This is a genomic window from Caldalkalibacillus salinus, assembly GCF_016745835.1.
GTDB classification, from domain to species: domain Bacteria; phylum Bacillota; class Bacilli; order Caldalkalibacillales; family JCM-10596; genus Caldalkalibacillus_A; species Caldalkalibacillus_A salinus.
Window position 1 is genome coordinate 300,070 of the sequence record NZ_JAERVL010000004.1, and the last position, 25,979, is coordinate 326,048.

General features: G+C 42.3%; 27 protein-coding genes. 24 read left to right on the top strand and 3 right to left on the bottom strand.

The window, feature by feature from the left end; translation table 11 throughout:
• Nucleotides 1-112: 112 nt before the first annotated feature.
• The 16 genes from JKM87_RS05155 to JKM87_RS05230 all read left to right on the top strand — a co-directional run bounded on the left by JKM87_RS05155 (nt 113) and on the right by JKM87_RS05230 (nt 14,729).
• On the top strand, nt 113-703 hold the full coding sequence (locus tag JKM87_RS05155) for a YkoP family protein (RefSeq protein ID WP_202078640.1): 591 nt from the start codon (nt 113-115) through the stop codon (nt 701-703).
• On the top strand, nt 700-1,794 hold the full coding sequence (locus JKM87_RS05160) for an MGDG synthase family glycosyltransferase (RefSeq protein ID WP_202078642.1): 1,095 nt from the start codon (nt 700-702) through the stop codon (nt 1,792-1,794). Before JKM87_RS05155 ends, JKM87_RS05160 begins: the two co-directional genes overlap by 4 nt.
• 97 nt (nt 1,795-1,891) lie before the next feature.
• Nucleotides 1,892-2,992: a M24 family metallopeptidase gene (locus JKM87_RS05165; RefSeq protein ID WP_202078644.1), complete on the top strand. Its 1,101-nt coding sequence runs from the start codon at nt 1,892-1,894 to the stop codon at nt 2,990-2,992.
• 89 nt (nt 2,993-3,081) lie between these two features.
• The gene (locus JKM87_RS05170) at nt 3,082-3,297 is read left to right on the top strand and encodes an alpha/beta-type small acid-soluble spore protein (protein WP_202078646.1); all 216 of its coding nucleotides are present in this window, start codon (nt 3,082-3,084) and stop codon (nt 3,295-3,297) included.
• 105 nt (nt 3,298-3,402) lie between these two features.
• Nucleotides 3,403-5,004, top strand: a complete 1,602-nt coding sequence (locus JKM87_RS05175) for an amidohydrolase (protein ID WP_202078648.1) — start codon at nt 3,403-3,405, stop codon at nt 5,002-5,004.
• Between the two features lie 64 nt (nt 5,005-5,068).
• Nucleotides 5,069-6,043 carry a signal peptide peptidase SppA gene (sppA, locus tag JKM87_RS05180; RefSeq protein WP_202078650.1) on the top strand — a complete coding sequence of 325 codons (975 nt, stop codon included), beginning with the start codon at nt 5,069-5,071 and terminating at the stop codon, nt 6,041-6,043.
• Nucleotides 6,044-6,056: 13 nt separating this feature from the next.
• Nucleotides 6,057-6,656, top strand: a complete 600-nt coding sequence (locus tag JKM87_RS05185) for an RDD family protein (protein ID WP_236838597.1) — start codon at nt 6,057-6,059, stop codon at nt 6,654-6,656.
• 175 nt (nt 6,657-6,831) lie between these two features.
• Nucleotides 6,832-7,497 (top strand): DUF2953 domain-containing protein, encoded by a 666-nt coding sequence (locus JKM87_RS05190; RefSeq protein WP_202078652.1) that lies wholly within the window; start codon nt 6,832-6,834, stop codon nt 7,495-7,497.
• Nucleotides 7,470-7,943: a GerW family sporulation protein gene (gene ytfJ / locus JKM87_RS05195; RefSeq protein WP_202078659.1), complete on the top strand. Its 474-nt coding sequence runs from the start codon at nt 7,470-7,472 to the stop codon at nt 7,941-7,943. The genes JKM87_RS05190 and ytfJ overlap by 28 nt, the downstream gene beginning before the upstream one ends.
• 136 nt (nt 7,944-8,079) lie before the next feature.
• Nucleotides 8,080-9,057, top strand: coding sequence for a class I SAM-dependent methyltransferase (locus JKM87_RS05200; RefSeq protein ID WP_202078662.1), 978 nt, complete (start codon nt 8,080-8,082; stop codon nt 9,055-9,057).
• A gap of 21 nt (nt 9,058-9,078) precedes the next feature.
• The gene (locus JKM87_RS05205; RefSeq protein WP_202078664.1) at nt 9,079-10,296 is read left to right on the top strand and encodes an acetate kinase; all 1,218 of its coding nucleotides are present in this window, start codon (nt 9,079-9,081) and stop codon (nt 10,294-10,296) included.
• Nucleotides 10,289-10,864, top strand: a complete 576-nt coding sequence (gene pduL / locus JKM87_RS05210) for a phosphate propanoyltransferase (protein WP_202078667.1) — start codon at nt 10,289-10,291, stop codon at nt 10,862-10,864. Before JKM87_RS05205 ends, pduL begins: the two co-directional genes overlap by 8 nt.
• 138 nt (nt 10,865-11,002) lie before the next feature.
• Nucleotides 11,003-11,827, top strand: coding sequence for an EcsC family protein (locus JKM87_RS05215; protein ID WP_202078669.1), 825 nt, complete (start codon nt 11,003-11,005; stop codon nt 11,825-11,827).
• 2 nt (nt 11,828-11,829) lie between these two features.
• On the top strand, nt 11,830-12,345 hold the full coding sequence (locus JKM87_RS05220; RefSeq protein ID WP_202078921.1) for a MogA/MoaB family molybdenum cofactor biosynthesis protein: 516 nt from the start codon (nt 11,830-11,832) through the stop codon (nt 12,343-12,345).
• A 238-nt stretch (nt 12,346-12,583) separates the two neighbouring features.
• Nucleotides 12,584-14,110 (top strand): putative glycoside hydrolase, encoded by a 1,527-nt coding sequence (locus tag JKM87_RS05225; RefSeq protein ID WP_236838598.1) that lies wholly within the window; start codon nt 12,584-12,586, stop codon nt 14,108-14,110.
• 241 nt (nt 14,111-14,351) lie between these two features.
• Nucleotides 14,352-14,729 (top strand): adaptor protein MecA, encoded by a 378-nt coding sequence (locus JKM87_RS05230; protein WP_202078672.1) that lies wholly within the window; start codon nt 14,352-14,354, stop codon nt 14,727-14,729.
• A gap of 61 nt (nt 14,730-14,790) precedes the next feature.
• Here JKM87_RS05230 and JKM87_RS05235 read toward each other — a convergent pair whose 3' ends face one another.
• Together JKM87_RS05235 and JKM87_RS05240 are read right to left on the bottom strand one after the other, a co-directional pair.
• A complete protein-coding gene (locus tag JKM87_RS05235) occupies nt 14,791-14,970 on the bottom strand; it encodes a hypothetical protein (RefSeq protein WP_202078674.1) in 180 nt (59 codons plus the stop codon).
• An 87-nt stretch (nt 14,971-15,057) separates the two neighbouring features.
• Nucleotides 15,058-15,546 carry an RDD family protein gene (locus tag JKM87_RS05240; protein ID WP_202078676.1) on the bottom strand — a complete coding sequence of 163 codons (489 nt, stop codon included), beginning with the start codon at nt 15,544-15,546 and terminating at the stop codon, nt 15,058-15,060.
• 141 nt (nt 15,547-15,687) lie between these two features.
• Between JKM87_RS05240 and JKM87_RS05245 the strand changes: the two genes are divergently transcribed.
• A complete protein-coding gene (locus JKM87_RS05245; protein ID WP_236838599.1) occupies nt 15,688-15,924 on the top strand; it encodes a glutaredoxin family protein in 237 nt (78 codons plus the stop codon).
• Between the two features lie 143 nt (nt 15,925-16,067).
• On the opposite strand, the gene JKM87_RS05250 is transcribed toward JKM87_RS05245, so the two are convergent.
• On the bottom strand, nt 16,068-16,628 hold the full coding sequence (locus tag JKM87_RS05250; RefSeq protein WP_202078680.1) for a GNAT family N-acetyltransferase: 561 nt from the start codon (nt 16,626-16,628) through the stop codon (nt 16,068-16,070).
• Between the two features lie 558 nt (nt 16,629-17,186).
• On the opposite strand from JKM87_RS05250, the gene JKM87_RS05255 reads away from it, so the two are divergent.
• The 7 genes from JKM87_RS05255 to pepF all read left to right on the top strand — a co-directional run bounded on the left by JKM87_RS05255 (nt 17,187) and on the right by pepF (nt 25,937).
• Nucleotides 17,187-18,518: an ABC transporter substrate-binding protein gene (locus JKM87_RS05255; RefSeq protein ID WP_202078682.1), complete on the top strand. Its 1,332-nt coding sequence runs from the start codon at nt 17,187-17,189 to the stop codon at nt 18,516-18,518.
• Nucleotides 18,519-18,595: 77 nt separating this feature from the next.
• Nucleotides 18,596-19,537, top strand: a complete 942-nt coding sequence (locus JKM87_RS05260) for an ABC transporter permease subunit (RefSeq protein ID WP_202078684.1) — start codon at nt 18,596-18,598, stop codon at nt 19,535-19,537.
• Complete coding sequence (locus JKM87_RS05265) at nt 19,537-20,388, top strand: carbohydrate ABC transporter permease (RefSeq protein ID WP_202078686.1); 852 nt, start codon at nt 19,537-19,539, stop codon at nt 20,386-20,388. Before JKM87_RS05260 ends, JKM87_RS05265 begins: the two co-directional genes overlap by 1 nt.
• A gap of 90 nt (nt 20,389-20,478) precedes the next feature.
• Complete coding sequence (locus JKM87_RS05270) at nt 20,479-21,444, top strand: glycoside hydrolase family 43 protein (RefSeq protein WP_202078687.1); 966 nt, start codon at nt 20,479-20,481, stop codon at nt 21,442-21,444.
• A 57-nt stretch (nt 21,445-21,501) separates the two neighbouring features.
• Nucleotides 21,502-22,563: an arabinan endo-1,5-alpha-L-arabinosidase gene (locus JKM87_RS05275; protein ID WP_202078689.1), complete on the top strand. Its 1,062-nt coding sequence runs from the start codon at nt 21,502-21,504 to the stop codon at nt 22,561-22,563.
• Between the two features lie 253 nt (nt 22,564-22,816).
• Nucleotides 22,817-23,986 (top strand): TraB/GumN family protein, encoded by a 1,170-nt coding sequence (locus tag JKM87_RS05280; protein WP_202078691.1) that lies wholly within the window; start codon nt 22,817-22,819, stop codon nt 23,984-23,986.
• A gap of 139 nt (nt 23,987-24,125) precedes the next feature.
• Nucleotides 24,126-25,937: an oligoendopeptidase F gene (pepF, locus tag JKM87_RS05285; RefSeq protein ID WP_202078693.1), complete on the top strand. Its 1,812-nt coding sequence runs from the start codon at nt 24,126-24,128 to the stop codon at nt 25,935-25,937.
• Nucleotides 25,938-25,979 lie beyond the last annotated feature (42 nt).

Here is a 25,979-nt window from a genome sequence, read left to right on the forward strand (position 1 = left end):
TGTACACTTCGTTATCCTTGACTTGCAATTATTTGGAGATCGTCCAAGCTTATAATATATATCCCCCGGTCACATAATAAACGTAACTTTACGATGTGTTGGAGGGGGTACCATGAAGACTGCATTGATGGTTTTATGGGCTTTGTGGGATTGGTTATATTTTCAATGTAACCGCATGCAGTACGTGTCAAAAGGAGACAACCTATTTAGGGTGGTACGTAAAACGTATCGTGGACCTGAACTCAAAACAAAGTCGGGAAAATGTATTAAACCAGGAGACGAGATCATCAAGATTCACATATATAATTACGGGTTAGCGAAAGAAGTACTTAACCATCGATCCTCGTTTTCATTAGCCATATATTTGAAGAATAGAATGCTTCAGTCATTAGAAGGTCTTACGGATTATGTCACAGAGCTACCTGATCAACACAAAATTGTAGGTATTATTGGAACGTCTATGCTCAATCGCGGTGCTGAAAGGTTGGGATTCACTACTCATGAAGTGGATATAAATTTTCATTTTTGGATAAAAGGGTTCCTTTATAAATTGATTTATATGATGGTGCATCCAGCAGGACATCAGTACTTGGTGGCCCATGGCAAGCGACTCAAATCAAAGCATCTTGTGATGTCGCTAGAAGAGTTAATGGAAAGATACGCCAAACAAACAGAGTTTCAAGAAATCGGAGATCAGTCATGAGTCATAAGATCCTTGTTTTCACCGAACAAAAAGTAGGAGAAGGTCACTTTCAGGCGGCAAAATCTATCCAGCTGATGCTAAACAATTATCAAAAAGGTCAAGTGGATGTCCAACTTGTATCCGGAATGAATGCGGTCCATCCATTTCTGGAATGGCTACTGATTACAGGTTACTTCACTTTAATTAAAACGGTTCCTTTTCTTTGGAAATGGATGTACCTGCGCACAACAAAATGTAGTGTGTTCCATCGGCATTTCTTTAAATTTCGCCTAAAAAAGCTGTTACACCATGAAAAGCCAGATATCGTATTGTTTACGCATCCCAGCTGTGTATCTGCCGTTTGTGAAATAAGAAAAAACAGTAAAAATAAGTTCAAGTTAGGCGCTATATTTACGGATTATGGCTTCCATCCCTTCTTCATTCACACAGAAATGGACTATTACTTTGTCGCGCATGAAAAAATCAAAAAGCGACTGATAAACAATTACGGTATTCAAGCTGAATGTATCTACGATTACGGTATACCCGTCCACTCGGATTTCGAGCATACGGTGGAGGAACCGAATGTAATCCCTTTTCGTAATCCTCATCAGTTTCATATACTGATATTAGGGGGCGCTACAGGGTACGGTCCCATCCAAAAGCTTGTCCATGTGTTAAGGTCTCAGCGTATTCCTTACCATATCACCGTTATTACAGGGAAAAATCAAAGGCTGTATCGGAAGCTCAGGCGTAAAAATGATGAGTCTACAGTCGTATTAGGTTATGTCACTAATATGAAATACTGGATGGAACGTGCGGATGTGATTATTACAAAACCAGGGGGACTGACGGTATCAGAAGCGATCCGCTGTGGTACACCGATTGTCACCATTAACCCCATCCCTGGGCATGAAGAAGCCAATGAACGTTTTCTCCATGAACATCGCATAGGTGTGCCTGTCAAAGATATATCACTTGTCCCATATTATATACGTAAATGGCTCATTCACCCTTATGAATTACAGGAGTGGCGAGAGCGGATTAAAAATTTTCAAAAGCCGAACGCTGCTCTGCGTATCGTACAAACGTTATTAGAGCAGACAAAATAATGATTCACTCTGCTTTTTAGAAATAAGGGTAATAAACGGATAACGAAAGGAATGACACCTTCTTTGCCGAATGATATCAAAGGAGGTGTTTTAAAAAATGAAACAGGCAGCGTATAGAAGAGAAAAGCTACTCAAACATGTTACACAAGGTGAGGGTATGGTCATTACCCAACCTAAAAATATTTTTTACCTCACAGGTTTTGATACAGATCCTCATGAACGTTTTATGGGGTTATGCTGGAACGGTGAGAGTTGGACGCTTATCTTACCACAATTAGATCAGGAAGCGGCTACACAGGTGATAGATGGTCATATTCAGATTTTAGGTTATAGAGACGATGAACCCGCCTCCCACGTTATCCAAAAATACATTCAGGGCTCACCAGTAGAAATGTTATGGATAGAAGAAAGCGTACTCACTTATGAAAGGGTCAGGTGGTTACTTGATAGCGGCAAGAACCTCTCCTTTAAAGACCTCACGCCAATCCTCCATCAGCTCAGGATGTTAAAGTCTGACGAGGAAATAAGCGCACTCAAAGAAGCATCACAAAAAACAGATCACATTTTACAACAAGCACTAGCGCACTTTACACCCAGGATGACAGAAATAGAACTTGTGGCTGAGATTGAGTATCAAGCAAAACGCACTGGAGCCACACAGATGTCATTTAATACCACGGTACTAGGCGGCCACAAATCAGCGTTGCCGCATGGAAATGCTGGGAAGCGTTTATTGGATAACGGTGTCATGCTTATTGACTTTGGTATTGTTTACAACGGTTATTGTTCCGATATGACACGAACTTTCCATATAGGTGAATGGGAAAACCAGATAAAAGAAGTGTACGATGTTGTCTTGGAAGCGGAGGAATTGGCTATAACGTCGGCTAAGCCCGGGATGACTTTTGAAGCCTTAGACCAGATGGCTCGCGAGTATATTACCGAGCATGGATACGGAGAGTATTTTATACACCGTCTAGGTCACGGTATGGGAATCGAAGTTCATGAAGCCCCTTCTATCGGGAAAGGGAATCTAAACAAGATTGAAGAAGGCATGGTCTTTACGATAGAACCGGGTGTATATGTACCAGAACGAGGGGGCGTTAGAATTGAAGATGCCGTATACGTCACCTTAGATGGTGCCAAGCCTTTAACGTCGTTCCCCAAGAAGAATCATGAAGTGGTACTTAAAAGGTAAATTTTCCACTAATTGCAACGTAATTTGATGTATTGATTTCACTCTTCCTTCACAAGATAGTAGTACAACAGCAGAGGAGGTGAATCAATATGCCAAGCAACAGAAGTAACAACAGTAACCAACTACTAGTACCTGGCGTACAACAAGCTCTTGATCAAATGAAATTTGAAATCGCACAAGAATTCGGAGTACAACTTGGTGCGGACACAACTTCTCGTGCTAACGGATCTGTTGGTGGAGAAATCACTAAGCGTCTAGTTCAAGTAGCTGAACAACAAATGGGAGGACAATCTCCTCAACAATAATGGCTGTGGATATGAAGGGAACCAGACATCTGGTTCCCTTTTTTGCTTGACTTCAGATTCGTGTTCCGAAATAATGAGGTCAAAAAGAGATGAGGAGAAATAACCATGTCATTAAAGTTATTTGTGAATGGGTACATACATACTTTTGACGAGGATGTCCCGTATGCAACGGCTGTTGCGGTACAACATGGCCGAATTGTTGAGGTTGGGGAAAGTGATCGCATTCTCTACAAGTACAAGCACGATGCTGCTGATATCATTGATTTACGTCAAGGAACGGTCTTACCAGGTTTAACGGATAGTCATATGCACCTCATCGCTCATGGTCAAAAGCTAAAAGCTTTGGATTTTTCAGCGTGTCAGAGTGCACAAGAGATGAGAGCGCTATTAGAGGAAAAAGTGAGGCAAACACCTCAGGGAGAATGGATTCTTGGACTAGGTTGGAATGAAAACAATTTTCCTGACAAAAAGATCTTCACCAAAGAGGAATTGGATGATATTAGCTCAACCCACCCTATCTTTTTGACCCGGATTTGTGGCCATGCGTATTTGGCAAATTCTAAAGCGATGAAAATCAGTGACATTTCTGATCGAACGCCCGATCCATCCGGTGGCAAGATTATGAGAGATCAACAAGGACAGCCAACAGGGTTATTTTTAGAACAAGCAGGATTACTGATATATCAACACGTGCCGGATGAATCCTATGACGACCTAAAAGAGGCACTACAGCTTGCCATTAAAGATTGCTGGCGTCTAGGGATTACCGGGTGCCATACGGAGGACGTTCGCTATACGGGTAGCTATCTACGCACCATGCAATTGTTCCAAGAAGTGATTAGGGAAGAAAGACACCCTTTTCGAGTGCACGAACTCGTCTATCATGATTACCTAGAAGAGTATGTGGCATCAGGTGATACGTACGGATCAGGTGATTTATATATTGAGGCGGGAGCTGTGAAAATCTTTGCTGATGGCGCTATGGGAGGTAGAAGTGCGCTCCTTAAGCAGCCCTACTCTGACGACCCTTCAACGAATGGTGTGGCCATTCACTCACCTGAGAGGTTAAAGGATATCGTGGCTAAGGCCAGATTATATCATCTGCCGGTAGCTGTACATACGATCGGTGATTTAGCTTTAGACATGACTTTAGACGCTCTAGAGGACCATCCCGTGTCTGCAGGACAAATAGACCGTATTATCCACGCCCAAGTCTTAGACCAAACATTATTGGAAAGACTTCAGAAACTGCCCGTTGTTGTGGACATACAGCCTCGTTTTGTGGCGTCAGACTTCCCGTGGATTGCAGAAAGGCTAGGTCCAGATCGTTTACCTTGGAGTTATGCGTGGAAGACACTCTTAGAGGGCCAGGTCGCTTGTGCAGGAGGATCAGACGCACCTATAGAGCCCGTTAATCCTTTGTTAGGGATGCATGCAGCTGTGGCTCGGACGGTACCCGGAGAAGCACCACACGAAGGATATGGTCCTGAACAAAAATTAACCATGAATGAAGCTGTAAAGCTATTTACAGTAGGCAGCGCCTATGCAGAAAGGAAGACTGAATTAAAAGGAAGTATTAAAAAAGGTAAATTAGCAGATTTTACAGTTATTAACAAAAATATTTTTCATACACATAACGTAGATGACTTATTAACAACAGAAGTGATTATGACGATTGTCAATGGCACAGTTGTGTACCAAGCTTAGATATTGTAAAATATTTCTTAATTGCTGTTTTGAAAACAGACACTAGAAGGGGAAGGTGTGGCATATGACAGCTAAACGTTGGATAGCGTTAGCGATCGCAGCTGTCTTACTCATATTATATGCTGTAGGACAAATGGCATCGGGGGCGCTTGTAACAGCTGAAAGTGGAGATATCCGGGAAGAAGTACTTGAACAAGGAAACCTTGATAAAATAGCCGTTATTGATGTCGAAGGTGTGATCATGGATCAACCGCAAGGCGCTTTTCAACAAGCGGGCTACCATCACAAGACCTTTATGGATCAACTCGAGCATGCTTTTGAGGATGACCAAGTGAAAGGGATCATTCTGCAGATTAATTCGCCCGGAGGTGGCGTTGTTGAAAGTGATGAAATATATCATAAAATTAGAGATTTTAAAGAAGAATACCCGGATAAACCTATCGTGACATACATGTCCAATACGGCTGCATCCGGAGGATATTATATAGCAGCACCGACTGACAAGATTTATGCCAACCGTTCAACCATTACGGGGTCAATAGGTGTCATTATTAGTACATATGATATTTCCGAACTAGCAGAGAACTGGGGAATCAAAGATAATTCCTTCACAAGTGGCCCGCACAAGGATATTTTATCCCCTATGAGGGAGACAACCGATGAAGAGAGGGAGATCATTCAATCGATCGTTGATGAAATGTATGATCAGTTCGTGGACGTTGTGGATCAAGGGCGTACAAATCTCAGTAGACAAGAGGTTGTTGAACTAGCAGACGGTCGTATCTATACCGGAGGGCAAGCTCAAAGGGCTGGGCTTGTAGACGAGATAGGCTTTTTAGATGATTCGATCGCTGGTGTTTCGGATTTAGCAGGAGTTGAGAACCCGACCGTGGTGAGATATAAACGTTCCGGTATGGCTTTTATGAATGAGTATTTTGGCGTGATTGGTGATTTTGGCAGTCGTTTTGAACGCACCGGGCTACAAGATTTCTTCCATGCACCTAATCAACCTTACGCCATGTACCTTATGACATGGTAACGGAGGTGATTTGATGGAACGACACAATGATCAACAGCATGTGCGAGAAACTGAATTAAACCAGCATGATGAAGATATGGCTAACGCCGAGGCAGGGGAAGATCAGCTGGTACAGGAAGACCAGACACAGGTTAACACAGAGCCGATGCATGATCACAAGCAACGGTATGTGTTAGCGGGAATAGGCCCTAGGTTTATTGCTTACCTCCTGGATCTCTTGCTTATCGGTGCGATTTTTTTCTTAACAGTGCAACCTGTGCTGTATCTGGTAGGGGCAGAGTTGTATACCACAGAAACCTTTAGTGCCTATGTGATCTTGTCTTCTCTCATAGGCTATCTATATTTTGTTGTCATGACAAAAATATGGGGGCAAACCCTTGGTAAGATGATTTTTGGCCTTCGAGTGGTCCGAAAAGATGGTGCATCATTAGACTGGGGGACGGCATTCTTTCGAGAAGCTGTAGGCAAATTTATTTCAAAGCTGTTTGGGATTCACTTAGGATTTATATGGGCATTGTTTTATCCCAAGAGGCAAGCATGGCACGATCTGATTGGTGACACGTATGTAGTGATGGAGCAAGAGGTATATAAACGTCAGTATGTTGAGGTATAGTATACCTTCTGACGGTAATAAGCAGCTTTCAGGTGTAGGGACAGCTTAAGAATCGGTAAAATAATGTAATTGTAATAAAACATCGTAATAAACATTGTGCAGGAAGGGAAAACACCCTTCCTTTTTTGTATGAGACCAGAAGAGATTGACGATACTGAGGGCAAGAGGTGGTCTCATGCAAGTTGTATTAGCTATATTTCTAGCTTGGATTATTTTTTTTATCATCATCTTGTTCACACAGGTGCAGGTCACTATACATGTTCAACGAAAAGGTGCCAATGACAAATTAAAGACCAAAGTGATGGCTTGGTTCGGGCTCATACACCTCGAAACGGAGACCCCGATTGTAAAATTGCAGGGTGATATGACAGGGGCCGAATACCAGATGGAATTGAAAAGTCCGAATATGTCACTGGACGAATCAAGTTTTAAAGTGACGCCAAACGAAGCCACTCAGATCCAGTCACGTTTGCTCACCGTTATTCAAAGGGTTCATCACTTACATGTTGTGCTGAAACGATTTCTTAAAACCATTCACCTGCTAAAATTTGAGTGGCGCACAAGTATAGGTACAGGGGATGCTGCTGAAACGGGCGTGATTAGTGGTATCGCTTGGAGTACGAAAGCAGCCGTTGTGGGCGTCATTCAAACGTACCTTAGCTTGAGAGCCTTACCGAGGTTTGCAGTAAAGCCCCATTTTCAAGAAAAAAAGATAGAAACAGAGCTAAGATGTATGATTCGACTGCGGATTGGGAATGCTATCTTAGCAGGAATACGTATGCTACTTAATCTTAGAAAAAGGCGTGATGTAAAATGGCAGAGCACCCAATTCAAGGCTTAATGAAAACCGCCATGGAAAACTTAAAGGAAATGGTGGATGTCAACACGATCGTTGGCGATCCTGTCGAAACTCCTGATGGCAGTGTGATTCTGCCCGTTTCTAAGGTGGGATTTGGGTTTGCAGCAGGAGGTACGGATTATAATTTGGAAGAAGACGCCTCCTCTTCAGGACAAGAGTTACCGGGCGGAGGCGGAGAAAAAGAAAGCAACCACCCGTTCGGAGGCGGAAGCGGGGGTGGGGTCTCCATTACGCCCGTCGCTTTCTTAGTTGTTAACTCACACGGTATAAAAATGGTGCATATCGATGGTCAAACCCATCTGTATGAGAAAATTTTAGACTCTGCGCCACAGTTATTTGAGAAAATACAAAAGATGATGAGCAATAAAACACAAAAGTCTAAAATCAATCCAGAACAAAAATTCAAGAACGACAATGTCGAATTTTAAGGCAATTTAGGATGTGTTGAGTTTGTCACAAACTCAACACATTTTTCATTTTCATTCACCCTTTTCATTGTGATATACTTTATCATTAGGTTAGCACATGTATGGAAATGGTTTAAAAGGGAGAGCGATATGCTTTATGAGTAAGAACAATCATATCGAACACATTTTTCAGATCTTCGATTCGAGCTGTACATATATCTCTGAACAGTTTAATAAAAATTATTTAGAGGCTTTGATTGATACTGGAGAGCAGCTATTTCAGGGAGAAATGGTGCTTGAAACCACCGATATCCAAAGAAAACGCCTAGAAAAGATATATAGGGAGTTTCAAGAAGATCAATATACACAAGAAGATGTCAGACGAGCTTTTCAACTTGCCACTTTAAAGGGGTTGAAGGAGCATACAGTACCAGGAACGGGTGTGACACCAGACGCTGTGGTCATGTTTATGGGTTACTTGGCCAAGCAGTTGTCTCCTCACCCTTCCTCTGTTCTAGACTTAGCAGTAGGTTCGGGTAACTTATTGACGGGCATATTGAATCAGTATGAGGAAGAGATTCAAGCCGTAGCAACTGAGGTTGACTCCACGTTGGTAAGGCTCGCCTACGTCAATGCCAACTTGCAACAACACGCCATGGATATATTTCATCAAGATGGATTAAAACCTCTATATACGTCGGCTTCAGCTCTGACTGTCTGTGATTTGCCTGTGGGCCTATATCCTAACAAGAAGGTCGCTAAGGACTATGAATTGTATGATGAGCAAGATTTGTATACCCACCACCTGTTAATCGAACAATCGTTACGGCTAACACAACCGGATGGGTATCTTATGTTTTTAATCCCCAATGCAATATTCTCTGAGCCAGGTGCTCAAAAGCTGAGATCATTCATTATGGGGCAATCGCATATACAAGCTTTATTACAATTACCAGAAGATATGTTCCAAAAAGGTAGTATTCATAAAAGCATCTTTATTTTGCAGAAAAAAGGAGAAAATAGTACTAAACCTAAGGAAACGTTGTTAGCTCAACTCCCTTCTTTTTCAGATGCTCAAAAGTTTTCGGCAACACTAACGAAGATTAACAATTGGATCAAAACAGAAAAAGTTTAAGACAGAAAAAAGGTGGAAGTTATGGGAAAAATATTAGTCATCAATAGCGGAAGTTCATCTTTGAAATTCCAACTACTACAAATGCCTGATGAATCCGTCATGACGAAAGGTTTGATCGAACGTATCGGACTGAAGGATTCGATCTTCACCATCGAGGTTAATGAAGAAGAACGTGAAACAGTACAGGATATCCCTGACCACGCACAAGCCGTTCAGCTTCTTATTCAACAATTAACGGGGACGGGTGTCATTCAGGATTTAAGTGAGATTACAGGCTTAGGTCACCGCGTTGTACACGGTGGTGAAAAGTTCAGTGATGCCGTCCTTATTACAGATAATGTACTAAATGATATAGAGGAATGTAGTGACCTCGCACCGTTGCATAACCCTGCAAACCTTGCTGGAATTACAGCATTCAAGAAAATCTTACCGGATGTACCAGCTGTAGCGGTGTTCGATACTGCGTTTCATCAAACCATGCCACAGTCCTCTTATCTTTATAGCTTGCCATATGAGTACTATGAAAAATATGGTATCCGTAAATACGGATTCCACGGAAGTTCTCATAAGTACGTTACACAGCGCGCAGCTGAGCTGATGCACGAACCTATTGAAAATCTACGCTTAATCAGCTGTCATATTGGAAATGGCGTGAGTATTGCAGCCGTTGAAGAAGGTAAATCCATCGATACTTCTATGGGCTTTACCCCATTAGCTGGTGTCGCTATGGGAACTCGTTCAGGTAATATTGATCCTGCCCTCATTCCTTACATTATGGATAAAACAGGCATGAGTGCTGACGAAGTTGTGTTCAATGTCTTAAACAAGCAAAGTGGGATGCTCGGTATATCAGGGATCTCAAGTGATTTAAGAGATATTGAGGGAGCCGCAGAAGAAGGCAGTGAACGTGCCGAGACAGCGCTAGAAATATTCGCAGGCCGTATCCATAAATATATAGGGAGCTACGCTGCACGTATGTACGGTGTGGATGCGATTATTTTCACAGCTGGTGTAGGGGAGAATAGTACACTCATCCGCGAGAGAGTGCTACGTGGACTTGAATTTATGGGCATTTACTGGGATCCAAAACTGAACAAGGTAAGAGGGAAAGAAGCTTACATCAGTTACCCGCATTCCCCAGTAAAAGTGATGGTCATCCCAACCAATGAAGAAGTGATGATTGCCCGTGATACAACGCGAATTATTGCAGAACAACAAGGAGTGAACATAAATGAGTAAACAAATTCCAGTTGGTATTTCTAATCGTCATATTCACTTATCCCCAGATCATTTGAAACAGCTATTTGGTGAAGTTCACGAACTTACGGAACTTAAGCCGCTTTCTCAACCAGGTCAATTCGCAGCTGCCGAGAGCGTGACAATCGTAGGCCCTAAGGGTGAAATACAAAAAGTGCGTGTTTTAGGACCTGTCAGACGTGAAACACAAATTGAGATTTCACGTACAGACGCTTTCAAATTAGGTATTAATCCCCCCGTACGTGATTCAGGTGATACTGAAGGTACGCCGGGCTTGAGGGTTGTTGGGCCACAAGGTGAGGTTGAACTAGACAAAGGCGTCATTATTGCCGCGCGTCATATTCATTTTCATACGTCTGATGCAGAAAGCTTTGGCGTCCAGAATGGAGATAAAGTTAAAATTAAAACGCAAGGGGAGCGTGCCGTCATTTTTGATCATGTACTCTGTCGTGTCCACGACAATTATGCCTTAGACTGCCACCTAGATACAGATGAAGGTAACGCAGCAGGGTTAAAAACGGGCGACACCGTTGAGCTCATAAAAGATTAAGTAACCATAGAAGGCTTTGCCTACGGGCAAGGCCTTTTTTTGTATCTGGTCTTCCTGTACGGCTGAAATTGGGTTCAAACCCTTGTACGGGTATGGTATAATTTAGCACAATGAGATTCCTCATAGGAGGTGTTTGTAGTGAAAAACGATTTACTACAGTTACTTGATCAACAGGATGTACAATGGACGAAAAGCATTGAAGAAGCAGACCAGCGTTTCTCAGAGTGGATGCAGAAGCTACCTGATGAATATAAAGTGATGGCTGTAGAAGTATTGGATCAGCTCGTACTGATGCTATCGCAGTTCTGTCATAAACACCATCGCTTAGTGGAAACGGAAAAAAAGATACTGCTTGAGGCCCGCCTGTATGACGAGGAGATGACACAGATCGAAGAGTTAAGACGATTAAAACTGTCACAAAGACAATACATAGAAGAAAAAATGAAATCACGTTACGTGCTCTACTCACTTGTAGAAGGTGGCGTAGCGGGGACAGGTAATCCCGTTGGCCTGGCATTAGATTTACCAGCGTTGTTGACCATTAATCTGAAAATGATCCAAGCTGTAGCTAATGCGTACGGATATTCTCTGACTTCCCCACCTGAACAGGTGCTCGCGCTTAAAGTTTTACATGCTGGAACATTGTCTAAAGCATATCATGAAGATGCTTGGGAGTGGATGGTCTCTGAATATCATAAAGGAGAAGAATACCCCCTGTATGTCACCGAACACGAAACGGTCATACAGTCGGAATGGCTAGAGACAATTGCCAAACAATGGATTAAGGCCATGAGTCTATATAGCCTGAAAAAAGCGTCTAAGAAAGGGGTTTCTGTCGTTGGCGTCTTAGTGGGTGCCACGCTTAACGCTCAGTTTTCCAAGCAAGTCGGCGAATTTGCATCGCGTTTTTATCAATATCGTGTGGAACAAGAGAGTCAATCAGAAGGAGCACTATCTGAATGAGTATGAGTACAGACCAACACAAAGCGGAAGCGCCGCAGCGGGTCGGTTGTATGGTAATCACCGTGTCCGACACGAGGACTGAGGAAACGGATAAAAGTGGCAAGATAATGATGGATCTGCTCAACCAACAAGGTCATGAACCTGTTCTATATCATATTGTGCAGGATGAGCCATCGCTTATTCAGCAACATATTCAACAGGGTTTGGCTGATTCATCTGTGGATGTGATTTTATTGAATGGCGGGACAGGGATTGCAGAGCGTGATACGACTGTTGAGACCGTAAAGTCAATGATAGTAAAAGAGATCCCCGGCTTCGGTGAGATTTTTCGTTACCTTAGTTATATAGAGGACATTGGATCAGCTGCTATTCTGAGTCGGGCTGTTGCTGGCACAGTTAAGGGCAAAGCGATTTTCTGTACGCCTGGATCATCGGGAGCGGTGAAGCTCGCCATGGAAAAAATTATCCTGCCAGAACTTGGACACGTGGTCAGAGAATTGAGAAAGGATGTAAAGTAAATAGATCCGCACAAAACCATAGTTTGTACGTATGATTCAACTGAATGACTCGACTAAAGTAAGGTATTTGATATCATAAAGGCTGTTTAATGAGAATACATTGAATACAAAATAGACGAGGTGTCGTTAAATATAACGACATCTTTTTTAAAAATATTAAAACTAAGCTTTAACAGGTTCAAATTTGCTTCTATAATAGAGAGAAAGCAGATTTGAACAACTGAGAGGAGCAACAAGGATGAAAAAATCGCTATGGTGGATCGTATTATGTTTACTCTTAGGTATGACATTGGCTTTATCGGGGTGTGTAAGCGGTGCCACAGAGGTGGACCAGGAGGCCTCAGATGAAAAGGAGGAACATGAAGATAACTTAGAGGGTGAGAACGCAGACGAGAATGATGGGCTCGGTGGTGAAGGTGTTGAAGAAACAGAGGAAGAAGAACCAGACACACAGGAAGACATTGGTGAAGACAACGAGTTAGGATTTGAACCCCCATATGAATTTTCATACCCTGATGCTGTACGAGGGGTATATGTCACGGGACATTCTGCAGGTGGACAAAGATTTGAAGACCTGCTAGCTTTAATGGATCAAACAACATTAAACGCCATGGTCATTGATATCAAGGATGACTGGGGTCACTTGACCTTTCGCCCGGAAGACGAAGAGGAGCCTTTATATCCTTATAGTAAACGGTACATAAAAGATATTCACGACGTGATGCAAACTTTAGAAGAACACGAAGTTTACCCTATTGCACGGATTGTGGTTTTCAAAGATAGTGTCATTGCAAAAGAAAAACCGGAATGGTCCTACACTGATGGAAGTGGCAACGTTTGGAGGAATAGCAGGGATGAATCCTTCATTAACCCTTTTCTCCAAGAAGTTTGGGATTACAATTTACAGTACGCTAAACTAGCAGCTGAAGCTGGCTTTAAAGAAATACAATTTGATTACGTACGCTTTCCTGAAGGATTTGAAAAACGTGACCGGAGTTTAAATTATAGCATGGGTGATTATCATCCTGGTGAGATTACAGATGAGAACGGTGAAGTGACTGAAGATATGGTGCAGGCGAGAGTTCAAGCTGTAACAGATTTTGTTGCTTATGCTAAGCAAGAACTAGAACCCTATGGGGTCGATGTCTCTGTTGATATCTTCGGCTATTCCGCGACGCTATCTGAAGCGCCTGGCATTGGTCAGAACTTTTCTAAAATTAGCGAACATGTCGATGTCATCTCCTCTATGATATACCCAAGTCACTGGACACCTTACTTTGGTATAGCCAAACCAGACCTTGAGCCTTATCGATTAGTCCAAGAGTACGCCAAGATGGAAAATCGAAAATTGTATGAACTTGAAGAACCGCCTACCTCTAGACCTTGGTTGCAGGATTTTACAGCTTCATGGTTAGGAAGAGGAAATTACCTTCAATACGGAGTGCCAGAAGTTGAAGCGCAAATCAAGGCTCTTAACGAAGCTGGCATCTGGGAGTTTCTTCTGTGGAATGCGAATAATCGATACACGGAAGGGGTCAATTACTTACCACTCGGTCCAGTGCCTGAGCTTGAAGAGAGAGAAAGCAAACGGTTTGAAGAGGCTGAGCAAAAAGCTTTAGAAGAGGAAGAACAGAGAAAAGCTGAAGAGGAAAAAAGAAAGGCTGAAGAGGAAAAAAGAAAAGCTGAGGAAGAACAGAAACAGCAACTAGAGGAAGAAAAAAATCAACAAGATGATCAAGAAAAGCAAGAAACAAACACAGAGTGACAAAGAGGCTTGGTTTCCGCTAACGCGGGAATCAGCCTTTATTTTTTAAAATATATTTTCCATCCTTTTTGAAAAAAATTGATTGAGAAACCACAATTTAGGGTATAAAGAATACTAAGAACAAATTCAAAACGAACCCGGTAATTTGGACTGTGCGGAAATGGAAGTTGAATGGGAAAGGTGACGAATTGTCCCATTCAGTCATATCCTACCATATAAATAAACAGGGAGGGGCAATCAGATGATGAACCACGATATGTATTCGTCCCAAATTGAAAATCGTTCGTATGTAACGGAACAACAAACGGGCCAGAAAAGTCCAACCCTTCACTCTTCAGTCTACAAATTTAGAGATATTGAAAATGTCATTCAACTGGCGCATCGGTTACCGCAGCCGTTTTTCAATAGTAAACTTTTTCAGTATCACAGCTATTATTACTTAGTGGTGTACTTTCCGGAAAGCCGTTTAGTAAGAGGTAAGGACTGGGTGGAGAGTTTAATACTTGAATACGGAGAGCGTTGTCACGTCACGACACATCGGTTAGAAGAGTACGGCAGAGAACTCATTACAGAGAACGCGTTAGCAACGATTAAAGCTTACTTTAAAGCACTCGTGTAAAGCAAAAAAGGTATGCCTCACTGAGAGGGTATACCTTTTTGCGTGTAACACGATTTTAAGCTTAGTTGGGCGGTCGACTGACACGCTTCCAACCTTGCTTTGTCCTATCGTTCTGTTGAAAAGCCACATCTCTCTTTTTACGATTAAAAGATTCAGCAATCTTTGTCGCTAGCACACCTAAGAATGCGGTCAAGACCACAATGATGACGGCAAACAATCCTAAGTCAACGAAGAAATCCATCATTCCACTCCTCAACGACGTTTTGTAAGCGTTACTATTATTGTAGCCTATCGTATACCTGCTTGAAAAGAGGGAGTCTAGCTACGCCTAATTTAGGACCATGTATGTACCGGCCCATTTGTCATGTAACGCGCGCTTATCTTTTTTAAGCACCTGGTAGCATCCCGGAAACATGAGCCATTTGCACGTCTCACGTACAAGATATTGTCTGCGCGTAATACGTTGCCCTTTTTCGTTCATAAAGGATAAACCGAATGTCACCATGCCTAGGGTACGGTAATCATGTCCTATTAGTGGAAACATAAAAAAATATAGTACAAAGGCGCTAACCTTCAGAGCATGATCAACCATGAGTAAGTGTGGATGATGGTCGACAAGATACCGACGAATCTCCAGTGGATCCATCGTATAAGGAGGTTCAACAATGATAAGCATCCAAATTGTGGTCAAAAACGTCATCCCTAACATGAGCAGGAGCAAATACACACCATCATAGAAAAAGCAAACAGCCCTTGACTGCCAACCTGCTCTAAGTTGAGGGGCTAGCATCTTATCAATCCACTTTTGATCGTCCATTCTTTAAGACCTCCTTGCTATTTATATTTTAAGCTATAAAAGTAGATTCGCCAATTGAGCATAATACTTGTATCAGATTCGGCGATATATTATATTAGATATTAAATAATAATAGTTATAAATTACGTTGGAGGGATGATGATGAAAGTAACTGTTTATACAAGCCGTGGATGTTCTTACTGTGAAAGGATTAAAAATGATTTGAGAGAATGGGGCATTGAAGATTTTGAAGAGAAAAATGTGAGTGAAAATCCGGACTACTTCGATGAACTACATGATGAAGGGATTTTCACAACACCGGTAACTAAAGTCGACGACAATGCTATTGTAGGATACCGTCCGAACAAAATGAAAGACTTACTAGGTGTTGAAGCCTAGTTTATATAACATCTACGAGTGGCATTCAGCATTCAAATAAGGGGCTGCTCCTGATCGCTGGTAAGGATTGAGTAGCCCCACTGTTACATCTCTAACACTTCTACATATAAAGATAACGCTAAAAGATGATTATGCTTTCAGGGCTAACGCTCGTGGTCTTGATCTTCATATTGGACGAGCTCCTTAGCAGAAGGTTTCTGTCTATCGAAGTATTCGCTATACTGAAAGTGATGAATATCTTCATATACCTCGATGAGATACTCGCGTATGGTGTCCTCACTGACTTGATCCCGGGGGCTCCAGTAATACACTTCCATAAGATTAAGCTCTGGCGCTGTTTCTCCTATATCTCTGTAATAACGAATATTTTTTGCTCGTGTGAAACCGTTAGATAAGTAAAAGCGTTCACGTTTGATTGTATCGGGGTCGTCTTCGTCTACGGGCTCAACCTCTAAAACAATGACCTTTTGTTTGGCTTTTAATTGTTCTAGTATATGTCCTCCAACGCCTTTCCCTCTCGCTTTTTGATCCACTAGAACGTAATCGACGAATACAAAAGAATTAAATTCAGCGTATAAAACGATATAATCGTCTTCTTCTGCTTTTTTATAATGCGGATTTTGATGGATGAGATCTTCTAATTGCGCTTTTTTCTTCATTTCTTCTTTTGGAAAATAGTCGTTTAGCTTGTTATACCAACCCATCTTATCACTCCTTCCTCCATATTGTGGCTCTAACAACATGAGTCTAAACAACCTATACCTATCTCATGAACTTGTACATACAACTTGGCTTCAAAAGTTGTCGTTTTATTCAATACATGACAGCGGCCGGCCGTTACCCCTTGCTAAAGTGACCTCCCTCATGCACGAGGCTCTTTTATAAAAAAAGTAGACAATCTCGTAAGGTAATGACAATATAAACATGTGGGCCTAGTGCACAAGTATGGTATATAGCGAATATGGCATAACGGTTATAAATATTCTAATTTTTTGATCAAAGGTCTTGCGTGAAGGGTATGCTTATCTTATAATTGAATCATATCTTATACGTACAAGTTTTAGAGATGGTATCGCTTATTTAGGGAAAATCTCAATCAAGACAGTGCTGTGGGCGGTTTTTAGAATCCAAAATAGTACAATATTAAAGCGTTAGAGTTCTAAATTTAGGCTAAATCGCCAACGGATAAAACATGTACGTACAGGTTTACCGTAGCAAAAGTCTTGAAGAGTTAATGTAGTTTGAAATTAGGAGGGAAAAGTATGAAAAAGCTATTATTTTTACTTGTTATTGTATCATTCGTCCTTACTGCTTGTGGTGGTGGCACTGAAACGGGTGGTGGAGATGCAGATGAACAACTTGTGGTCGGTGGTGATATCGAAGGAGCGACGGAGCTTACTTTTTGGAACTTCCAAGAACTCCATTCAGAGTTTTTTGAAGACGCTGTCATACGATGGAATGAAGAATTTCCTGAGCGTCCCATCAAGCTCGTAGCAGAAACCTACCCATTTGACCAAATGCACAATAACTTGTTACTATCCTTGCAATCAGGGAGTGGTGCTCCAGATTTAGCTGACATTGAAATTTCCCAGTTTGCTAATTATCTCCAGGGTGAGGTTCAACTAGAGCCTCTAAATGATGTGATAGAGCCTGAATTGGATCAAATGGTCACATCAAGGTTCGAGATTTATGCCAAAGACGGCCAGTATTACGGAATGGATTACCACGTTGGTGCCACGGTCATGTTCTATAATGAAGAAATCATGAATGAAGCCGGTGTTGACATTGATGCCATTAAAACATGGGATGATTATATAGAAGCAGGCAAACAGGTAGTCGAGAATACAGACGCGGTTATGACGACAGTCGAGTCGGACGAGCACTTCTCTTTCTGGCCGCTCATCAGTCAGCGCGGTTCAGATTATTTTGATGAAAATGGCGATGTGATCCTCGATAATGATGTCAATGTAGACACGCTTCAGTTCATCCATGATCTTGTACACGAACATGAAATCGCTGTCATCGCGCCAGGAGGATTTCACCACGCTGAAGAATATTATGGATTCATGAATGATGGTGGCGCTGCTTCCCTCATGATGCCTATGTGGTATATGGGACGTTTCCTCGATTACATGGAAGACTTGGAAGGGAAAATGCAAATTCGTCCGTTACCGATGTGGGAGGACGGCGGAAACCGCTCAGCAGGAATGGGGGGGACTGGCACAGTCGTAACGAACCAGTCTGAGGACCCTGAACTGGCTAAAGACTTCCTCGCTTATGCCAAATTAACGGAGGAAGGCAATATTAAACTGTGGGAAATCCTTGGGTTCGATCCTCCTCGTCACGACGTTTGGGATTCTGAGGCCATGGGAGAGGACAATCGTTTTTACCGCTACTTCCATGATGATATTTTTGATATCCTCCTAGAGGTTCGTGATGAAATCAATGATATTAACATTACGGAACAGACGCCAGACGCTCAGCAGGAGATTCACTCAACCGTCATGCACTCTGTGTTGCGTGAACAAAGTAAAACACCGGAAGAAGCTTTAACTGATGCGGCAGAAGCAGTGAGAAGCCGAATCATTGATTAACATATACGTATAGCGTTCGGAGGAAGGCAGTATAATCCCCTTCCTCGGACGTATATTTCTGCAGAGGAGGTAAGGCTGTGCAGTCTTCAGTTCCAACTGAGAAAAGGACAAAGACATCCCAAGGGAAACAAAACCGATTCCGTTTTCTGTATTCCAAAAAGCTGGCACCTTACGTTTTTGTTTCACCGTTTATATTATCTTTTCTAATTCTCTTTCTCTATCCATTTATCAGTGCCGTGAACATGAGTTTTCAGCAGGTTTTGCCCGGCCAAGTGAATTATATTGGCATGGCCAATTACAGTCGTGTCTTTAACCCGACGTTTTATACGGCATTACAGAATACAACAATTTACGTTATCCTAACCGTGGTGATTCTAACGGTACTGCCTTTAATATTCGCCATTGTACTCAATCATCGCCTAATGAAATTTACAAACTTTTTCAGGGCATCTATTTTTATCCCAGCGCTGACATCTGTTATCGTTGCGGGGACCATTTTCCGGATGATTTTTGGAGATTCTGATTCTTCTGTGGCTAACCAGTTTCTTCAATTCATCGGTCTTAATCCAGTAGAATGGCGCTATAATGCGTGGTCAGCTATGTTTCTCATGGTTACCTTAGCTTCATGGCGTTGGATTGGGGTGAATATCCTATACTTCCTGGCTGCGCTTCAGAATGTGAATCATGACCTCTATGAAGCGGCGGACATTGACGGGGCGAATACGTGGCAAAAATTCAAACATGTCACTTTTCCAGCGATTAAACCGGTCGTCATTTTCCTCACAACGATTACAACGATCAACGGTTTTAGAATGTTTGAAGAAAGTTTCGTATTCTTTGAAACGAGTTCCCCTGGTAACATCGGTCTGACCGTGGTCGGTTATATCTATCAGGAAGGGATACAACGAAATGATATGGGCTTTGGTGCAGCAGTGGGGATCGTTCTATTAGGTGTTATATTTGTCGTCAGTGTCATACAACTATTTGCAACGGGTGCATTCAAGAAGGGTGATGCATAATGGATAAGAAAAAAACGACAAAAGAAAAGCTCATATCACTACTCTTTGTCGCGCTTTTTAGTATTGTTGCCTTTATAGCCCTTTTCCCTGTTATTTCATTAATTGTGGCTTCATTAAGTCCAGCGTCGGACTTGATGAGATACGGGCTCACGAGTGAGCTGTTCTATTCTAGCTTTGATTTTCAGAACTTTGAGGCCCTCTTCGGGTCAGAAGGGTCTAAATACTGGCAATGGTATTTTAATAGTTTAGTTATTTCTGGTCTACTTATTATCCTTTCCCTGTTTTTTTCATCCATGGTCGGCTATGCGCTCGCCATGTATGATTTCAAAGGGAAACGATTGATCTTTGTATCGGTGCTGTTAATTTTAATGATTCCATTTGAAATATTAATGCTTCCTCTTTTCCAAATGATGATGTCTTTTAATCTGATTGACAGTTACTTTGGTGTGATGCTGCCATTGATTGTCGCACCGATTGCTGTTTTCTTTTTCCGGCAATATGCGCTGGGTCTACCCAAAGAGTTAATGGAAGCGGCACGTGTGGACGGTTGCACAGAATTTGGCATATTTTTTAAGGTCATGGCGCCTTTGATGTTGCCTTCTTTTGCCGCTATGGCTATCCTACAAGGCTTAACAAGCTGGAACAACTTCTTATGGCCTTTACTCGTGCTACGATCCAACGACATGTTTACATTACCTGTCGGGTTAGCCACGTTGCTGACTCCTTACGGTAATAATTATCAAGTGCTATTTTCAGGTTCGGTGTTAAGCATCATTCCAATTATTATCCTATTTTTGTTCTTCCAGCGCTTTTTCATTGAAGGTCTCACGTCTGGTGGGGTGAAAGGATAAAAATGAAATAGGGCAAGAAAAGTGTCAGTAAGTGAAGAGTCAGAGAGCATGTATAAACCATATTTAATCAATGCACAGGGAGAGGATTATATGAACACGACATTACAATACCGCAACCCTATCATCGAACAACGAGCTGATCCGTGGGTATACAAGCATGAGGACGGTTACTACTATTTCACGGGTTCAGTGCCAGAGTATGATCGCATCGAAGTACGAAGAGCGAAAACAATAGAAGGGTTGAGAGAGGCCAAGCCAGTAACGGTCTGGCGCAAGTATGAGACGGGGCCTTTAAGTGCCAACATATGGGCGCCGGAGATTCACTTTATCGATGGCAAGTGGTATATCTATTTTGCAGCCGCTAGAACAACGGAGACGAAGGACGGTCTCTTTGATCACAGAATGTATGCTCTAGAATGTGCGGCCGCAAATCCACTAGATGGACCATGGGTGGAAAAAGGTCAAGTTAAATCTCAATGGGAAACATTCTGTTTAGATGCGACCACATTTGAACACAAAGGGACCCTTTACTATGTGTGGGCGCAGAAAGATCCAGATATTGAAGGGAATTCCAATCTTTACATAGCTGAAATGGAAAACCCTTGGACGCTTAAGAATAAACAAGTGATGATCTCAACACCCGAATATGAGTGGGAAAAAATCGGGTTCTATGTTAACGAAGGAGCGGCTGTACTTAAGAAAAACGGCAAGATATTTATGACCTTTTCAGGGAGTGCAACAGACTTTAATTATTGTATGGGATTGCTCTATGCAGATGAAGATGCTGATCTGCTCGATCCTGCTTCATGGCACAAGCTTGATCGCCCTGTCTTTAAAACGAATGAAGACAATGGCCAATACGGTCCTGGACACAATAGTTTTACCGTGAGCGAGGATGGTAAGCACGATGTTCTCGTTTATCATGCGAGAAATTACAAAGAGATTGAAGGCGATCCACTCTATGACCCCAATAGACACACACGAGCTCAACTGATTGAATGGGACGACAAAGGATTCCCCATTTTTGGTGAACCCGTACCCGATGCGGTGCGATAAGGCAAGTGTATCAATATCAATTCAAATATAATTAAATTTGAAGGAGGTCATTGATTTATGTCTAAAAGAAGTGGATTCAACAGTTTAAGTATTGGCATTATTGTCGCTCTTGCTATTGGGATTTCGCTGTCAACGATGGCTTTGGCCAACGATAACAGTCATAGCGAAAACAAAGGAAAGGGACAACCCCCTGAAGGAAAACTTAATATGTATGGAGATACTGGAGATTATGTCCCCAATGAAGTGGATGATCCAGTCCACGACCCAGCCCTTATCCGTGATGGGGATACGTATTATGTTTTTTCAACAGGGCTACTACGGAATCCTGAAGACCCAGGCGGCATATACGTTCGCAAATCAGAAGGAACTTTAGAAGGGCCTTGGGAGGCACTTGGAGAAATCCCAGCGCCGGAATGGGTCTTAGATTATGAACCAAATCATCTCTGGGCGCCTCAAGTGGTGCGCAATGGCGACAAGTTTTATTTATACTATGCGGCATCGTCCTTCGGAACAAACCAATCCGCTATCGGTGTGGCTAGCACAGCAACACCAGGTGACCTAGATAGCTGGGTAGACCATGGACCTGTGCTCACCTCCGAAGGAGAAGATTACAACGCGATAGACCCTCATGTCTTCAGTGCCGAAGGGGACTGGTGGATGGTCTTTGGTTCTCACTTCAGTGGTATTAAGTTACAGAAAATGGATGGCATGACCAACACAACAGGAGACATTTACACATTAGCAAATCGTCCAGGCGTCCCTCATAATCCAGTAGAAGCGCCAACAATTATTAAAAAAGGACAATATTATTACCTTTTCACCTCATGGGATCGATGCTGTGCAGGGCTCGACAGCACCTATAAAATCGCGGTGGGAAGATCAGAAAGTGTGACAGGTCCTTACGTTGACCAAAATGGTGTGCCCCTTGAAATAGGCGGTGGAACCATTGTCCTACAGTCCGAAGGTAACCAAGTTGGACCGGGTGGACAGGATATCCTGCAAACGTACGGTAAGGATTACCTGATTCATCATTATTATGATGGGGAAGCAAACGGTATCATCCGTATGCAGATCCGAACCTTAGGATGGGAAAATCACTGGCCTGTAGTTGAAGAGTAAGATGTTAATATGGATAAAATAGACGCGTGGATAGCCCAAATGTAAAATGACGTACGAAGCCGCAGTATATATTGCGGCTTTTTTTTACTAGGTGACGCATTTTTTAGTCAATTGCTAAGTCCATTCTCCAGAAATAATAAAAAAATCATGACAGAAAGGTGAAAAAACTTATACGAAAACGTTGCATTCATGTATAATGCTAGTAACGGTTTCATTTTTGAACCACACAATAGGCCAAAGATAAAGGAAGAGATTGATGTCTGAAAATATTACACGCATACATTTAAACGATAAAGAATACATCTTAATAGGGACGGCACACGTATCAAGACAAAGTGCCGAAGAAGTAAAAGAAGTCATTGAAACAGAGCAACCTGATTCGGTATGTGTCGAGTTAGATGAGCAGCGATACCAATCGATCACCAACAAAAACAAATGGAAAGACATGGATATATTTAAAGTCATCAAAGAAAAGAAAGCCACGCTCTTATTGATGAATTTACTTGTATCTTCCTTTCAAAATCGCATTGCTGAACAACATGGCATTAAGCCGGGGCAAGATATGATCCAAGGGGTCGAGTCAGCCAAGGAGAATAATGCCCAACTGGTGTTAGCGGATAGAAACATTCAGATTACTTTCGCCCGCATTTGGCACAGACTCGGTTTTTTAGGAAAAGCCCAAGTCTTGATGATGATCGTCTCTAGCATTTTCAGCAAGGAAGAGATTACTGAACAAGAACTAGAAAAATTGAAGACGCAGGATATGTTGAATGCCACGTTAAAAGAGTTTACGGAGTCTTTCCCGAGGTTAAAAGAGCCTCTGATTGATGAACGCGATCAATATTTAGCCCAGAAAATCAAAGATGCACCAGGTAAAAAAGTGGTGGCAGTCTTAGGCGCCGCTCACGTCCCCGGGATAACCGAAGAGATTAAGAAAGAGCAAGACTTAAAAAAACTAAATGAGCGCCCACCAAAATCAAAGGCGCCGAAAATGATCGCTTGGATGATCCCACTTATTATTTTAAGCATGATCGGCTACACGTTTTATTCCAACCCAACAACAGGGATGCAACAAACCGTGAGTTGGATTTTATGGAATGGCTCGTTCTCCGCTATCGGGGCGGCAGCGGCTTTTGCCCATCCGCTTACCGTACTAACTGCGTTTATCGTGGCCCCATTAAGTTCACTAAATCCGTTAATGGCAGCCGGATGGTTTGCAGGGCTTGTCCAAACATTTCTACGTCGGCCGAATGTGGCAGATTTTGAAAACCTCTCAACGGATGTTCAAAGTGCCAAAGGCTTGTGGAATAACAAAGCGACGCGCATACTCATTATCATTGTTCTGACAAACATCGGCAGTACATTAGGGACATTCCTTGGCGGCGCTGACGTTGTCAGATTATTCTTAGACACGATTAACTAAAAAGGAAGAACGATCGCTTCGTTCGTCCTTTTTCTTTCTTTATTGAATTTCTTTACAAAGAGGATAATATAAACCTAGATTTTTCCGTTCACCCTCTGTGAAGGGAGACAATCATTGGTTGAAGACAGGAGGTCTTTGTATGACAGAAGCCAAACGTATTCCTAAACGTTCAGAAATGGATCCGAAGTACATGTGGGATCTCACCCCAATATTTGAGTCGGATGATGAATGGGAGAAAGCCTTCCAAGAGGTAAAAGCGTACATAACACAGTGTCAAGCGCTCCAAGGCACACTAGGAGATTCAGCAGAGTCTCTATTAAAAGGACTGCGGTTACAAGATCAAGTGAATATGAAACTCCTTAAGGTTTACGTTTATGCTCACCTTAAGAAGGATGAGGATAGTACAAATGCGAAGTACGTTGCCTACAACGATCGGGCAAGCAGTTTAGCAAACGATATCCAAAACGCATTGTCGTTCGTTGTGCCAGAGATTTTATCGATTGAAGAAGACACAATCACACAATTTCTTCAGGAGAATGAAGACCTGACGTTATACCGACACGCATTAGACGAAATTAATCGTCAACGCGAACACGTCCTGTCTGCCAGTGAGGAGTCTATTATCGCTCGGGCTGGAGAAGTGACTTCAGCGCCGAGTAATATCTTTTCCATGATCAACAATGCCGATATGAAGTTTCCTCGTATTAAGGATGAAAACGGAGAAGAACAAGAGCTCACGCACGGTAGATACGTACACTTCATGGAAAATAACAGCCGTCGTGTGAGACAGGATGCATTTGAAGCGATGTATGACACATACAAGAAGCAGAAAAATACCCTAGCGGCCACGCTCAACGCTTCAGTGAAGAAAAACATCTTTTACAGTCGCGTACGCCGTTATCCTTCTGCTTTAGAGGCTTCCGTACAAAAAGATAACGTCCCCTCTAAAGTATATGAACAGCTCATACAAGCGATTCACGAGTATCTTCCTGTCTTTCATCGTTATGTGGCCTTACGTAAAAAAGTGCTCGAACTAGACGAACATCATATGTACGATATCTATGTGCCACTGGTGCAAGAGGTCAACATGAAATATAGCTTTGAAGAGGCCAAAGACCTCGTTCTTTCTTCATTGACTCCTCTCGGAGAGGAATATCGTGACATCGTCAATAAGGGGTATGAGTCGGGATGGATTGATGTATACGAAAATGAAGGAAAGCGTAGTGGGGCATACTCTAGCGGTACGTACGGCACACCACCTTACATCCTGCTTAATTACCAGGATAATTTAGATAATGTGTATACATTAACCCATGAGATGGGGCACTCCCTTCATAGCTATTACTCTAGACGTGAACAGCCGTTCGTTTACTCCAACTATACGATCTTTGTCGCTGAAGTGGCTTCCACACTTAACGAAGCACTATTAACGGACCATCTTCTAAAAACAACGGAAGATAAAAAGCGCAAAATGTATATACTGAACCACTATCTTGATAGCTTTAGAGGTACAGTGTTCAGACAGGCGATGTTTGCTGAGTTTGAGAAAATCATTCATGAGAAGGTAGAGCGAGGAGAAGCTCTAACCCCTGATTCTCTAAGTGAATTATATTATGACCTTAATGTTAAATATTTTGGCCCGGATATGAAAGTGGATGAGGATATTGCCTTAGAATGGGCAAGAATTCCGCATTTCTACTATAACTTCTACGTGTATAAGTATGCGACAGGATTTTCTGCAGCGACTGCACTGAGTAAGCAGATCCTAGAACAGGGGCAACCGGCGGTCGACCGTTATCTTCAATTCCTAAAAGGTGGTAGCTCCAAGTATCCGATTGACTTACTTAAACAGGCAGGGGTTGATATGACATCCCCTGACCCCGTTCGCCAAGCGTTACAGGTGTTTGAACAAACGCTAGATGAATTTGAAGCGCTTGTCTTAGACAAATAACCCTGTGGCTTAACAAAAAGGGGCCATTCGAGTATACTTAAC